The 13,147-nt window shown below is 67.1% G+C and carries 11 protein-coding genes; 4 read left to right on the top strand and 7 right to left on the bottom strand.

Features of this window, described 5'->3' with window-relative positions; genetic code table 11:
- Nucleotides 1–6: 6 nt before the first annotated feature.
- The gene (locus U1708_RS00260; RefSeq protein ID WP_332741568.1) at nucleotides 7–1,296 is read left to right on the top strand and encodes a GGDEF domain-containing protein; all 1,290 of its coding nucleotides are present in this window, start codon (nucleotides 7–9) and stop codon (nucleotides 1,294–1,296) included.
- A gap of 122 nt (nucleotides 1,297–1,418) precedes the next feature.
- The gene (locus U1708_RS00255) at nucleotides 1,419–2,462 is read left to right on the top strand and encodes an AMP-binding protein (RefSeq protein WP_332741566.1); all 1,044 of its coding nucleotides are present in this window, start codon (nucleotides 1,419–1,421) and stop codon (nucleotides 2,460–2,462) included.
- Between the two features lie 172 nt (nucleotides 2,463–2,634).
- Here U1708_RS00255 and U1708_RS00250 read toward each other — a convergent pair whose 3' ends face one another.
- The 4 genes from U1708_RS00250 to U1708_RS00235 all read right to left on the bottom strand — a co-directional run bounded on the left by U1708_RS00250 (nucleotide 2,635) and on the right by U1708_RS00235 (nucleotide 6,789).
- Nucleotides 2,635–3,168 (bottom strand): CarD family transcriptional regulator, encoded by a 534-nt coding sequence (locus tag U1708_RS00250; protein ID WP_056053923.1) that lies wholly within the window; start codon nucleotides 3,166–3,168, stop codon nucleotides 2,635–2,637.
- Between the two features lie 204 nt (nucleotides 3,169–3,372).
- Entirely contained in the window at nucleotides 3,373–3,714 is a 342-nt protein-coding gene (fdxA, locus tag U1708_RS00245; protein WP_332741562.1) for a ferredoxin FdxA, read from the bottom strand.
- Nucleotides 3,715–3,995: 281 nt separating this feature from the next.
- Nucleotides 3,996–4,289 (bottom strand): RNA-binding S4 domain-containing protein, encoded by a 294-nt coding sequence (locus U1708_RS00240; protein WP_307088142.1) that lies wholly within the window; start codon nucleotides 4,287–4,289, stop codon nucleotides 3,996–3,998.
- 7 nt (nucleotides 4,290–4,296) lie between these two features.
- Complete coding sequence (locus U1708_RS00235) at nucleotides 4,297–6,789, bottom strand: helicase-related protein (protein ID WP_332741557.1); 2,493 nt, start codon at nucleotides 6,787–6,789, stop codon at nucleotides 4,297–4,299.
- A gap of 442 nt (nucleotides 6,790–7,231) precedes the next feature.
- Here U1708_RS00235 and U1708_RS00230 point away from each other — a divergent pair, with 442 nt between their 5' ends.
- Together U1708_RS00230 and U1708_RS00225 are read left to right on the top strand one after the other, a co-directional pair.
- Nucleotides 7,232–8,719, top strand: a complete 1,488-nt coding sequence (locus U1708_RS00230) for a M23 family metallopeptidase (RefSeq protein WP_332741555.1) — start codon at nucleotides 7,232–7,234, stop codon at nucleotides 8,717–8,719.
- 105 nt (nucleotides 8,720–8,824) lie between these two features.
- Nucleotides 8,825–9,595 carry an energy transducer TonB gene (locus U1708_RS00225; protein WP_332741553.1) on the top strand — a complete coding sequence of 257 codons (771 nt, stop codon included), beginning with the start codon at nucleotides 8,825–8,827 and terminating at the stop codon, nucleotides 9,593–9,595.
- Nucleotides 9,596–9,665: 70 nt separating this feature from the next.
- Here U1708_RS00225 and U1708_RS00220 read toward each other — a convergent pair whose 3' ends face one another.
- From U1708_RS00220 to U1708_RS00210, 3 genes are all read right to left on the bottom strand, one after another.
- On the bottom strand, nucleotides 9,666–11,330 hold the full coding sequence (locus U1708_RS00220; protein WP_332742562.1) for an ATP-binding protein: 1,665 nt from the start codon (nucleotides 11,328–11,330) through the stop codon (nucleotides 9,666–9,668).
- Between the two features lie 121 nt (nucleotides 11,331–11,451).
- Entirely contained in the window at nucleotides 11,452–12,171 is a 720-nt protein-coding gene (locus U1708_RS00215; RefSeq protein WP_307089478.1) for a TIGR02186 family protein, read from the bottom strand.
- 35 nt (nucleotides 12,172–12,206) lie between these two features.
- Complete coding sequence (locus U1708_RS00210; RefSeq protein WP_332741551.1) at nucleotides 12,207–13,121, bottom strand: sulfite exporter TauE/SafE family protein; 915 nt, start codon at nucleotides 13,119–13,121, stop codon at nucleotides 12,207–12,209.
- Nucleotides 13,122–13,147 lie beyond the last annotated feature (26 nt).

Here is a 13,147-nt window from a genome sequence, read left to right as displayed (position 1 = left end):
GGACGAATGACGGACGTCTCCAGCGAGCAGGAGCTACTCGAATTCCTCTATGCGTGTCCGGTCGGGTTGATCGAATGCAACGCCGCGGGCGAGATCGGGCTGATGAACCCGCATGCGATGCAACATCTGTTGCCACTCGCCGGCGCGAGAGACGCGAGCAACCTGTTCTCCGCATTCGAGCAACATGCGCCGGAATTGCGGAGCATGGCGGCGACGTTCGGACCTGCCACGGGCAAAATCTGCGACGGGCACCGGATTTTCGTCGAACTCGGACTGGGACGGCAAGGCCTGACGCCGAAGGTGCTGGCGTGCACGCTGGTGAAGCTCGGTCCCGATCGGTTGATGGCCACGCTCGCCGACATCAGCCAGCAGGTCGTGCAGGAAAACCGCCTGCGCCAGGCGGATACCTGGTTTGCCACGTTGCTCGACGACGCCCAAGGCTATGCCGCGCTGACGATCACGCCGGAGGGCGAGATCGCGTCGGCCAATAGCTGCTTCCTGCGTCAGACGGGGCACGCACCGGCCGACGTCACCGGACATAACCTTGCCGATGTGCTGAGCACCGACGTGCCGGGGGACGACATGCGCCTCGACGAACAACTGGTGATCGCCGGTCGCGAGGGATGGCATCTGCAGGAGGGATGGCAGCGACGCGCGGATGGCGAACGCTATTGGTGCCAACGGCTGGTCGTCGCGCGGTCCAGCGCCGATCCCCTGAAACCGCGGCGGTTCTCGGTCGTGCTGCGCGACGTGCCGCGGCGCGAGGCGGCGACGGCGGATTTGCGGCGTCTGCTGACGTGCGATCACCTGACCGGCGCTGCCAACCGACGCCATTTCAGCCAGATGATGGCGAAAGCACAGGGACGCTGGCGCGACCTGCGCGAGCCGCTGTCGCTGATCGCGCTCGACCTGGACCATTTCAAGGCGGTCAACGACAGCCACGGACACTCCGCCGGCGACACGCTGCTGTGCCGGGTGACCGAGGTCTGCACCGCGCTGCTGCCGCCGAGCGGCATATTCGCGCGCTTGGGTGGCGAGGAGTTCGGCGTCCTGCTCCCCCGCCACCGCCTTGAACAGGCCATGGCGCTTGCCGAGCAACTGCGTGCCGAGATCGCGACCGTCGCGGTGGAAACGTCGGGGGGCGTGCTGCAAGTCACGGCCAGTCTCGGCTGCGCGACGCTGGAGGAGGCCGACGGATCGATCGACGCCTTGATCGCGCTGGCGGACAAGCGTCTTTATGCCGCCAAGCGGGCGGGCCGGAACCAGGTGTTCGATATCCGGTCCGACGTGGCGTGAAGATAGGGGGGCTGCGGCGATCCGCGGCGCACCGGATCGCCTGCGCGGTCGTAGCCGCGGAGGTGCGCCGTCTGCGGGATGGCGATGCGGCCCGTCTGCCGGCCCGGGACTGGCCCCAGGATATGCCGATCGGCGACGAGGGCCTGGGACTGGACTCGATCGAACAGCTAGGTGCGCTCGGGGCCTTGGCCGAGACGTTTGGCCTGGATGACGACCGGCTGGGATCCGAACCGCCAGCGCGGGTCGGTGCGTGGATCGACTGGGTCATGGCCGCCCAAGACGAACCCGATCGCCAGATAATTGTCGCGACGTCGGGATCGACCGGGGCGCCGCGTCTTTGCCGTCATGCCGTTGCCGATCTGCTCGACGAAGCCACCCATATGGGCGCACGCTTTGCGAATCGGCGGCGGGTCGTCGCGATGGTCCCCGCGCACCATCTGTACGGCATCATCTGGACCGCGCTGTTGCCGGACGTGCTGGGCATACCCGTCGTCGTTCGGACAATCGGCGCTGCGCTGGACCTGACGGCGGGCGATATCGTCGTCGCGGTACCGGAGCAGTGGCTGGCCCTGTCGCGGATCATACAGCGTTTCCCGGAGGACGTCGTCGGCGTCAGTTCCGCGGGCGTGCTCGACGATCGCGTCGCGATAGATCTTTTGACCAAGGGGTTGGCGCGTCTCGTCGACGTCTACGGCGCGTCCGAAACGAGTGCGATCGCGATCCGCGAGATCCCGGCGCCCTCCTACGCGCTGTTGCCTCGCTGGCATCTGGCACCGCGCGACGATGGCGATTGGGACCTCGTCGATCGTCGCGGTGCACGCGTCGACCTGCCCGACAGGATCGACCGAACGGGAGACCGCACGCTACGACCGATCGGGCGGCGCGACGGGGCCGTGCAGGTCGGCGGGCACAATGTATGGCCGGACCGGGTAGCGCGGATACTACGCGACACCGACGGCGTGGCGGACGTCGCGGTGCGGCTCCACGCGAACGGCCGGTTGAAAGCCTTCATCGTGCCCATCGATGGGAGAGACCCCGCCGACCTGTCCGCCGCGCTCGATCGCGTAGTCGCCGACAGACTGACCGCTGCCGAGCGGCCGAAGAGCTTGCGCTTCGGGAGCAGCCTGCCCCGGGGTGACATGGGCAAGTTGAAGGACTGGGTTTGAGGGGTGGCGTTCGGCTGGACGCCGTCATTCGCCGACGCTTATCACGCAGGAGCCATGCGGAGCGGAGCGCGAGGACCGTTCGGGCTGGTTCGCGCCGTTCCCCGGACTGTACCAAAACGAAAAAGGGCGGCCCCGCGGGACCGCCCCTTCGTCTTGGCAAAGCACCCAGCGGTTAAGCCGGCACCTTGTCCTTGTTGTAGATCGCAGCCGCGGCGCGGAGGATGTCGAGGATCTTCTCCTGCGCCTTGGGCTCGTCGAGCTCTTCCATCGCGGCCAGTTCGCGCGCGAGGCGGCTGGTCGCGCCTTCGAAGATCTGGCGCTCGGAATAGCTCTGCTCGGGCTGGTCGTCGGCGCGGAACAGATCGCGGACCACTTCGGCGATCGACACGAGGTCGCCCGAATTGATCTTGGCTTCATATTCCTGCGCACGGCGCGACCACATGGTGCGCTTGACCTTGGGCTTGCCCTTGAGCGTGTCCATCGCCTCACGCATCGTCTTATCCGACGACAGCTTGCGCATGCCGACGCTTTCGGCCTTGTTGGTCGGTACGCGGAGCGTCATGCGCTCCTTCTCGAACCGCAGGACGTAGAGTTCCAGTGTCATGCCGGCGATTTCCGAGCGCTGGAGCTCGATCACACGGCCGACCCCGTGCTTTGGATAAACGACGAAATCACCGACATCGAAGGACAGTGCCTTGGCAGCCATTTGGGGCCTTTCCGGATCAGGCCTCGCCGCGACGCCTCGACGAAGGACTCGTCGCAGCTGCATCGGGGGAGGGATAGGTCTAACTCACGCCAGGCACACGACTATCGTCATCGCACCCGTCGCGGACCCAATAGCAGCTTTGCAACAAAATTACCAGCCGATCATGGCAGGCGGCTTGCCCCATCGGGGTTTGGCCGCGTCCCGTCAGTCGCCTGCGCCGGGCTCGGGCGAGAAATACTTGTCGAACTTGCCATCGACACCCTTCATCGCGTCGGCATCCGGCGGCGTCTGGTTGTCGTTGCGCGTGACGTTGGGCCATTGCGCCGAGAAGGTCGTATTCAGCTCGAGCCACTGTTCCAGCCCGCTCTCGGTGTCGGGCAGAATCGCTTCGGCGGGGCATTCGGGCTCGCACACGCCGCAGTCGATGCACTCGCTGGGATTGATCACCAGCATGTTCTCGCCTTCGTAGAAGCAGTCGACCGGGCACACTTCCACGCAGTCCATGTACTTGCAGCGGATGCAGGCATCGGTGACGACGTAGGTCATTGCAGAACTCCTGGGCCGGATTCCTTTCCGGCGACGAACGCGCCAGCGACTATGCGCGCAGGCCGGTCGCGTCAATCATAGCTGGGCTTGTGCGAGACGTTATCAGGCTTTGTCGTCCCCTAAATCCTCCCCCGCCCACGCCCCCCGCCGCCATCCTGACGAAAGTCAGCACCCAGGATACCAAAGGACAGCGTTTCATAACTTTGGGTCCTGACTTTCGTCAGGATGACGGGGGGTGTGGTGCTGTCGTCCACTTCAACGATCGCTAGTGTCGAGATACCTCATTCGGAGGCAGGGTCGCGGATGGTGCCGGCGGGGGTCTGGCCCGCAATCAGATCCTGGTAGCACGCTTGAGCTTCGGGCGCCGGCCCCCGCCGCGCCGGTAGCGCCTCGATCCGGATCACCCGAACCTGGTCGTATGCCGCGAAGGTCAGCACGTTGCCGATCCGTACCGGGCAGTGCGCACGGTCGATCGGGCGGCCGTCGATGCGGAGATGCCCCTTCTCGGCGATCGCCTGCGCGGCGCTACGCGTCTTTGCGAGCCGCACGAACCACAGGAACCGATCGATCCGCATCGCGCCTTCAACCATGGCGGACCAGTGCAGCTAGCCCGGCAAAGGCGTTCTGCCGCGACGGGTCGATCGGCGTAGGCGTCGCTGGGCGAGCGGGCGGTCGGCCACGCCAGACCCAGCGCGGCGTGTCCCCCGCCAGCGCCTTGAACCCGAGCTCGGCCATCAACCGCTCCAGCGACGCCGGATCGACGCCGATCGAGGTGGCCAGCGCCGGATCGGGCGCAAACGGCGTCCGCCCCTGGCGCGAGTCGTGCGCCGCGCGGGCGATACGCTCGATCAGGTCGACACGGACCGCCTGGAGTCCGAGCGGGCGGAACCCCGCCTCCAGCACCGCACCGTCGCTGCCACGCGCCAGCACTGTAGCGCCGTCGCGTGGGGCGGTGATCGTCATGCCACGAGCAGCCGCGAGGATACGTCGCCAGCGCGCCGATTCGGGCTTGAGCAACCGCGCGTCGAACAGGTCGAGCGCGCCGACCGTGATACCGACCTTGCGCAGCCGCTTGCGTTCCTCAGGGTCGATCGCGTCGAGCGCGAGCCGCATCGGCAACCGCGGCAGGATCCCGCCGGCGTCCTCGATCGCGCTGGCGACGGCGCGCAACGCGGGCGTCGCATTCGCATCGCGGCTGATTTCGGCGAGGTGGACCAGCACCGCAATCCGTCTCTTGAGCATGGCGCCGAGCCATAGCGACAGCCGCGTCTCGATCCGGTCGCGCGCCGGCTTGTCGAGGCAATCGAGCGAGCGGTCGAGGATCAGTTTCGGCCGGGCGAACGACGGGCCGGCTGCCAGCTTGGCGACCGGGTGACCTGCCCAGACGATCTGCGCCGCATCGTCGAGCGCGATATCGGCATCGGGCGCATCGACCAGCGACTGGCCGCGGCGCGAACGTTCGCCCGTCAGGCGCTTCTCCGCCGCCGCGAGCAGCAGGCGCTTGTCGCTCGCCCGCGCGTCCGCCGCGACCGTGAAGCGGAAGCCGTCGAGGCGACCGATCGGATGATCCTCGACCATCACCTCGCCCTCGGGCCCGATCACCACCGGCAGCGCGCCCGCATCCGCGCCGATCTGGCGCATCAGCGCGGTCGTGCGCTTGTCGACGAACCGCTGCGTCAGGCTCGCGTGCAGCGCGTCCGACAGGCGTTCCTCCAGCGCGGCGGTGCGCGCGGCCCAAAGCGTCGGCTCGGCGAGCCAGTCGGCGCGCTGCGCGATATAGGCCCAGATGCGGGTGGCGGCGATCCGCCCGGCGATTACCGGCACGTCGCCCGCCACCGTATCGAGCCGCGCGATCTCGTCGGCGAACCACTGGTGCGGGATGTGCCCCCGCCCCTCACTCAGATGCCCGAACAGCCGCGACACGAAGCGGGCATGAGGATCGAGGCCGACCTTCCGGAAATCCGGCACGCCGCACGCCGCCCAGAGCCGCGCGACCATCGCCGGATGCCGCGCCCGTTCACGGACCCAGCCCTCTTCCGCCAACCGCTTCAATACGCCGAGATCGAGTGCCTGGGGCGCGGCGCGCAAAACGCCCGCGGGGGGACGCGCTTCGAGGCTGGCGATCAGGGCGTCGATGCTCGCGAAGTCAGGCTCGCCCTGCCGCCAATAGAGGTTTTCGAGACGCGGGAAGCGGTGCTCTTCGATTGCCAGCACTTCCTCGGGCAGAAACGCGCCGGGGCCGTCGTCGGACAGAGCGCCGAACGTGCCGTCGCGCTGGTGACGTCCGGCACGGCCGGCGATCTGCGCCATCTCCGCGACCGTCAGGCGACGCTGGCGCTTGCCGTCGAACTTGTTGAGGCTGGCGAACGCGACGTGCGCGACGTCCATGTTGAGACCCATGCCGATCGCGTCGGTGGCGACGAGGTAATCGACCTCGCCTGCCTGGAACATCGCGACCTGCGCGTTGCGGGTGCGGGGTGACAGCGCGCCCATCACCACTGCCGCGCCGCCACGCAGGCGCCGCAGCATCTCGGCGACCGCGTACACTTCTTCGGCCGAGAACGCGACGATCGCCGAACGCTTGGGCAACCGGCTGATCTTCTTCGCGCCGGCATAGGTCAGCGTGGAGAAGCGCGGCCGGTTGACGATCTCCGCCTTGGGGACGAGCGCCTTGATCATCGGCCGCAACGCTTCGGAGCCGAGGATCATCGTCTCCTCGCGTCCACGCGAGCGCAACAACCGATCGGTGAAGACGTGGCCGCGTTCGGGGTCCGCGCCGAGTTGGGCTTCGTCGATACCGACGAACGCGACGTCGCGGTCGGGCATCGACTCGGCGGTGCACAGAAACCAGCGTGCGTCGGGGGGAACGATCTTCTCTTCGCCGGTGACGAGCGCCACGCGGTTCGCGCCCTTGATCGCGACGACGCGGTCGTAGACCTCGCGGGCGAGCAGGCGAAGGGGGAAGCCGATCATGCCGCTCGAATGCGCGCACATCCGCTCGATCGCGAGGTACGTCTTGCCCGTGTTGGTCGGGCCGAGAACTGCGGTCACGCCAGCGGAGACATCATCGCTCATGGCTGACAACATCGGGGGTTAAGTGGGCTGGCGCAATGACCTGTGGGGAATTGCGGGGTGTTGATGGGGTGGACTGCCGGGTTCTTTCGCTCGATCGCGCAGCTCGAGCGTCGCCTCGATCCAGTACCACCCCGGCGGAGGCCGGGGCCCAAGTGGGGGACAGGCTTGACGGAGGTCAGCGCTTCGTCACCTTGGCCTACCCAATTGGGCCCCGGCCTTCGCCGGGGTGGTGGATCGGGTTCGGACGCCCTCTAAAACCAGACAGGAGAGCCAAGCATCGGCTGCTAAGTTTCGTCCGCCCCGGCACGAGCACGGTCCGCCGTCGGCAGGGCATCGGCAGCCCGGGTTAATTTGACTTTAGCATATCACCGCCACAACCCGACGCCTGCGCCGGGGAGCGACCGCGCGCGAGGATTTGGACGCGATTTCGGGGCGGGCACACGTGTATTTGCAGAACGATCAGGCGCTGGAACTGGCGGGCGGCGGCGGGCGTGGCTTTGGTCGTGCGGTCGGCCGACAGCGCGACGACGCGCCGACACCGGCCCGGTCGCGGATCGACTGGGTGCCCGATCTCGGTGCGCAGATCGGTAGCCGCGACTGGTGGCGCGGGCTCGCGACATGCACCGCGCTCTGCGCCGCGACCGTGATGCTGGCGCCGGGGTTCAAGCCGCTGGTCGGTGCGGTGCCGGCGCCGCTTGCTGGCGCCGAGTGGGAAGAAACGCGGGCGCAGGGCATCGCGCCGCTCGGCCAGGGCGCGACCACCGGGCGGCGGATGGCGGCGAACGATCTCGTCGCGCCGCTCGCCAATGCGCCTGAAAGGCCGACGCTCGAACTCTCCGCGACGCTGGGCCAGGGCGACGCGTTCGACCGGGTTTTGATGCGCGCGGGCGTCGGACGCACCGATGCCGAAGCGGCCGCGGCGCTGGTCGCGCAGTCGGTTGATCCCAAAGTGATACCGGCCGGCACGCGGATCGCGCTGACGCTCGGACGCCGACCGGACCGGACGGTCGCGCGGCCGTTGGAGCAGCTGGATTTCCGCGCACGGTTCGATCTGGCGCTGTCGCTGACGCGTGGCGCAGGCGGGCTGGCCGTGAACCGCAAGCCGATCGCGGTCGACTCGACGCCGTTGCGTATCCAGGGCCTGGTCGGCTCCAGCCTGTACCGCTCCGCGCGCGCCGCCGGTGTTCCCGGAAAGGCCGTGGAGTCGTTCATCAAGGCGATCTCGACCCGGCTGTCGATCGGCCGCGAAGTCACCGCGGCGGACAGCTTCGACGTGATCGTCGAGCGCCAGCGTGCCGCGACCGGCGAGACCCAAATCGGCGACCTGGTGTTCGCCGGCATCGACCAGGGGCGCCGCAAGGTGCAGCTCGTCCGTTTCGCCCCCGATGCGGCAAGCGTCGATGCCGATGACGAAGGACGCCGCGGGGGATGGTTCGATGCGAACGGTCAGACCGAGCGCCGCGCGGTGTCGGGGATGCCGGTCAGCGGGCGGATCACCTCGAATTACGGGATGCGGTTCCACCCGCTGCTCGGCTTCACGCGGATGCACAAGGGGCTCGACATCGGTGCGCCCTACGGCTCGCCGATCCATGCGATGACCGACGGCGTCGTCGCGTTCGCGGGGCGGACGGGCGGCTACGGCAATTTCGTCAAGCTGACGCACGGCCGCGGGATGGCGAGCGGCTACGGCCATATGAGCCGGATCGCGGTTTCGTCCGGTACCCGGGTGCGCGCCGGCCAGGTGATAGGCTATGTCGGCTCGACCGGCATATCGACGGGCCCGCATCTGCACTGGGAAGTGTGGAAGAACGGCGCGGCGATCAACCCGCGCTCGGTCTCGTTCGCGAGCGTGGCGGCACTGTCCGGCGAGAAACTCCGCGCGTTCAAGGCGAAGGTAGCGCGATTGCTGGCGGTGCGCGTCGGCGGTTAGGTTCGCGGCCGTCGCTCCACCGAAAACCATCGCTTGAAGTCGGCCAGTTGGCAGCTAGCATCCGGGGGTAAGGCCAACAGGCCGTCCGAAGTGGAGGAGGATGCGATGATCGCTGCGCTTGTCTTGGCGGCGGCTGCCACGGCGACCTACAGCCCGGCGGGCAAATGGACATTGGACTATCAGCAGGACCTTTGCCAGCTTACCCGACCGTTCGTTGCCGAGTCCGCAAAGATCACGCTCGGCTTTCGGCAGTCACCCGCGGATTTCCAGACCGAGATCGTCGTGCTGTTCGCCGACACACCCGATGAACAGCTTCGGCGAGGTCTCGTCACGATGAAGGTGGCGGGTTCAGATCGGTTGACGCTGACGCTTGGGGTCAGCTTGCGAATTCCGAACGGACGCCAGCGGATGTTGCGGTTCGTGACTACCCGGGAGCAGATCGCCGCACTTGCCGCCGCGACGGCGGTGACGATCGAGGAGTTCGATCAGCCCCCGATAACCTTCACGCTGGACCGTCCGGGCAAGGCGATCGACGCACTCGGTACGTGCGAAATCGACCAGATCAAATCCTGGGGCGTCGATCCGACGCAAATGGCGGTTCCGGCGAAACCGATCGGCGACGTCGTGAAATGGTTCACCTTCCCCCTGGAAGCCGCAATGAACCGTCATGGCGGCGACACCACCGTCCGCTGGATGATCGATACGCAGGGCAAAGTGAACAATTGCATCGTCGTACGATCGAGCGGCAATCCGACCCTGGACGCGGCGGCCTGCAAGCAAATCGCCAAACGCGGACATTATGAGCCTGCGATCGGCAAGGATGGCAAGCCGATGCCATGGGTGGAGACGCGGCAGCTTATCTGGTTGCTTGGGTAGCCGACGAACTCGGTTCGCCACCCGCCCTGCCCCTTCCCCCTTCTTCGGTGGGGAGAGCAGATGTGGGGCTCTACTTACCCTGAGCCCGCCAGCGCTGGATGGTGCGGCCGATGATCTGGTCCTCGCCGCCGACGTCGCGCCATAGTTCGGAGAATAGCGGATCGCCCGAGGCGGGGCGCTTCGACTCTTCCAGACCGTCGAAGCTTACGCGGATCGGGATCGTCACGCCCTCCCCGCAGATGATGCACTCGCGATTGCGCAGCGCGGGAATCGAGTCGAGGAAGCCGCGCGCGCCCTCCGGCATCGCGGCGCGGACGAAGGCCTGATCGCGGTCGTTGTTCAGGCGCATCGCGATGATCGTCCCGCATTGCGACAGCACGCCTTCCGCAAGATCGGACGGGCGTTGCGTTATCAGCCCGAGGGACACGCCGTATTTGCGGCCTTCCTTGGCGATCCGGCCGAGGATGCGACCGACCGAACTGTTCGCCTCCTGCCCCGCCGGGATGTAGCGATGCGCCTCTTCGCAAACGAGCAGGATCGGGCGTTGCGGCTCGTTGCGCGACCAGATCGCGAAGTCGAACGTCATCCGCGCCAGCACCGCGACGACGACGGAGGTGATGTCCGACGGCACGCCCGAGACGTCGATGATCGAGATGGGCTTGCCGTCGCCGGGCAGGCGGAAGATGCGGGCTAGGAAGCTCGCCATCGTGTCCGCGACGAGCATGCCCGAGAACATGAAGCCGTAGCGCGGGTCGGCCTTGATCTCGTCGATCTTGGACTTGAGCCGCAGATAAGGCGCGGTGTCGCCGGCGCGGTCCATCTTGCCCATCTCGGCGCTGATGATCGTCGTCAGGTCGCTCAGCATATAGGGGATCGGCGCGTCGACCGTGAGCTTGGCGATCTCCTGTCCGAGACGGCTTTTCGCCCTCGCGGCGAGCAGGCATTTGGCGAGAATGTCCGCGTCGAACTGTCGCGCGGAGCCGCTGCTGGTCAGGAAGACCTCGCAATGCTCCTCGAAGTTCATCAGCCAATACGGCATCTGCAGGTTCGAGACGTCGTAGATCGCACCGTTCGATTTGAATGCGGCGGCATATTCGCCGTGCGGATCGATCATCACGATATGACCCTGCGGCGCCAGCTCGCAGATGCGGTGCAGGATCAGCGCGGCGCTGGTCGACTTGCCCGTGCCGGTCGAGCCGACGAGCGCGAAATGCTTGCCGAGCATCGCGTCGACGTACAGCGCGGCGGGAATGTCGGTGGTCGGATAGACCGTGCCGATCGTGATGTTCGCGCGGTCGTCGGCGGCATAGACCTGTTGCAGGTCCGCGGTGGTGATCGGGAACACCTCGCAACCGGGCATCGGATAGCGCGTGACGCCGCGGCGGAACCGGTAGAGCTTGCCGGTAAGTTGCTCCTCGTCGCCTTCGCCGAGATAGTCGATCTCCGCGGCGACGTAGGTGCCGGCGGTATCTTCCAGCTTGAGCGAGCGGATATTGGCGACCAGCCACGTCGCGCCGACGCGCATCTTGATCTGGCTGCCGACCTGTCCCGCCGCTGCGACGACGGGATCGGGATCGTCATGCAGTACCGCGATCGCAGCCCGATCGAGCAGGATGCGGCTGCTCGATCCGGCGATCGCGAAGACGACGCCGACGGGTGCCGCCGCAGCGCTTGCGAATCCCCCCGTCAGGGGTGCCGCGCGAAGGAATGCGCCAGGTCCCGGCATGTCGCTCATCGCCGCAAAGTCTCCCTTCATGTCGAGCCGACCCTGCCGCGATAATTGTAAAGATCCGATGACCGCGTTGAACTTGCTGAGAAAATTGGCGGGTTTGGTCGCGTTTGGTCGCTGGGAGGCGTTAAACCCTGCGCGCGATCCAACCTGCCGCCCAGCCCAGGAATACCGACAGCGCGACCGCGACCAGCCCGTAAAGTACCGACGATCGATCCGCGGCGCGCGCGACGAATCGTTCGAAGCCCGATTTGCGGATGTCGATGTCGCGCACGGCGGCGGCCAGTACGCGCCCGTCGCGGATCAGGAACGTCTCCGCGGTGAAGCGACCGACGGGCACGCGGGCGGGGATCGACACGCGCGCACGGTAGAGCACGCCGTCGGTGATCTCGACCGCGCGCGGCGCTTCGTAATACAGGCCGGCGCGGCGCTTCAGGTCGACCAGCCCCTTCTGGAAGCGGTCCTGCGTCGGTGCCGGTGCGCTCGACGCGGGCGACAATTGCAGGCTGTCGAGACCGAGTTCGTAGATCGCACGCGTCCGGTCGTCGACGAGACGGTCGATGGGCTTGGACGAGGCGATCGCGTAGAAACTGGGGGCGGAGCGGTATCGCAGCCGTGCGGCGTTGACCCAGATGCCGGCAACCTTCTCCTTCTCGCGCATGAGGATCGACTGGGTCGGCCCCTTGACGACGACGACGATGTCGGTGGGCTGCTCGCCGGTCGGCAGGCGCCCGCCGGGATAGAGGATCGCGCCGAACAGCAGCAGCTCGGCCCCGGTGAAGCTGTAGGCGATCTCGATATTGCGCTGGGATACGTCGGGGACGAGCACGGGCTTGGCCTGCGCCATCAGCAGCGGCGCGAGCAGGACCAGCCAGCCTGGCTTCACGACAGCGCGACCGAGAAGATCTCCTCGGGACGCCAGACGAGCCCCAGCAGGATGCGTGTGCCGACCAGCAACACCATTAGCGCGAGCGCAAGGCGGAGATATTCGGGGCGGAACTTGGTCGCGAACCGCGCGCCGACTTGAGCGCCGACGACCGAGCCGAGCAGGAGCAAGGCCGCCAGTACGATGTCGACGGCCTTGGTGGTGGTCGCGTGCACCATCGTCGCCACTGCGGTCACGAACAGCGTTTGGAACAACGAGGTCCCGACCACGACGGAGGTCGCCATGCCGAGCAGGTAGATCATCGCTGGCACGAGGATGAAGCCACCGCCGATGCCGAGCAGGATCGTCAGGATACCGGTGAAGAAGCCCAGCAACAGCGGCGCAAGCGGCGAGATATAGAGGCCCGACGCATAGAAGCGCGTCCGGAGCGGGAGCGCGGCGACGAGCGGGTGGTGACGTCGTTTGCGCGCCTTTGGCGGGCGTCCGGTCCGCGCGCGACCGATCGTGCTGATCGATTCCTTCGCCATCAGGCCACCGATCGAGCCCAGCATGAGCACGTAGACGATCGCAATGACGGTATCGATCTGACCGCTCTGCTGGAGCAGCCGGAACAGCCACGCGCCGAAGAACGAGCCGAGGATACCGCCCGCGACGAGCACCCCGCCCATCTTGGTATCGACACCCTTGCGCCGGAAGTGCGCGAACACGCCCGACACGCTGGCGCCGGTTACCTGGCTTGCGGACGAAGCGGCGGCGACGGTCGGCGGAATGCCGTAGACGATCAGCAGCGGGGTCGTCAGGAAGCCGCCGCCGACGCCGAACATCCCCGACAACAGCCCGACGCCCCCGCCGAGCAGGATGATGACAAGCGCGTTGACCGACAGGTTGGCGACGGGGAGATACAGATCCACGGCCGCAGCGTTACACCGGATTGCGC

It is taken from the genome of Sphingomonas arabinosi (genome assembly GCF_036663715.1).
Classification (GTDB): domain Bacteria; phylum Pseudomonadota; class Alphaproteobacteria; order Sphingomonadales; family Sphingomonadaceae; genus Sphingomonas.
Note: the sequence above shows the minus strand (reverse complement) of the source record. Positions and strands in the feature narration are given on the sequence as shown.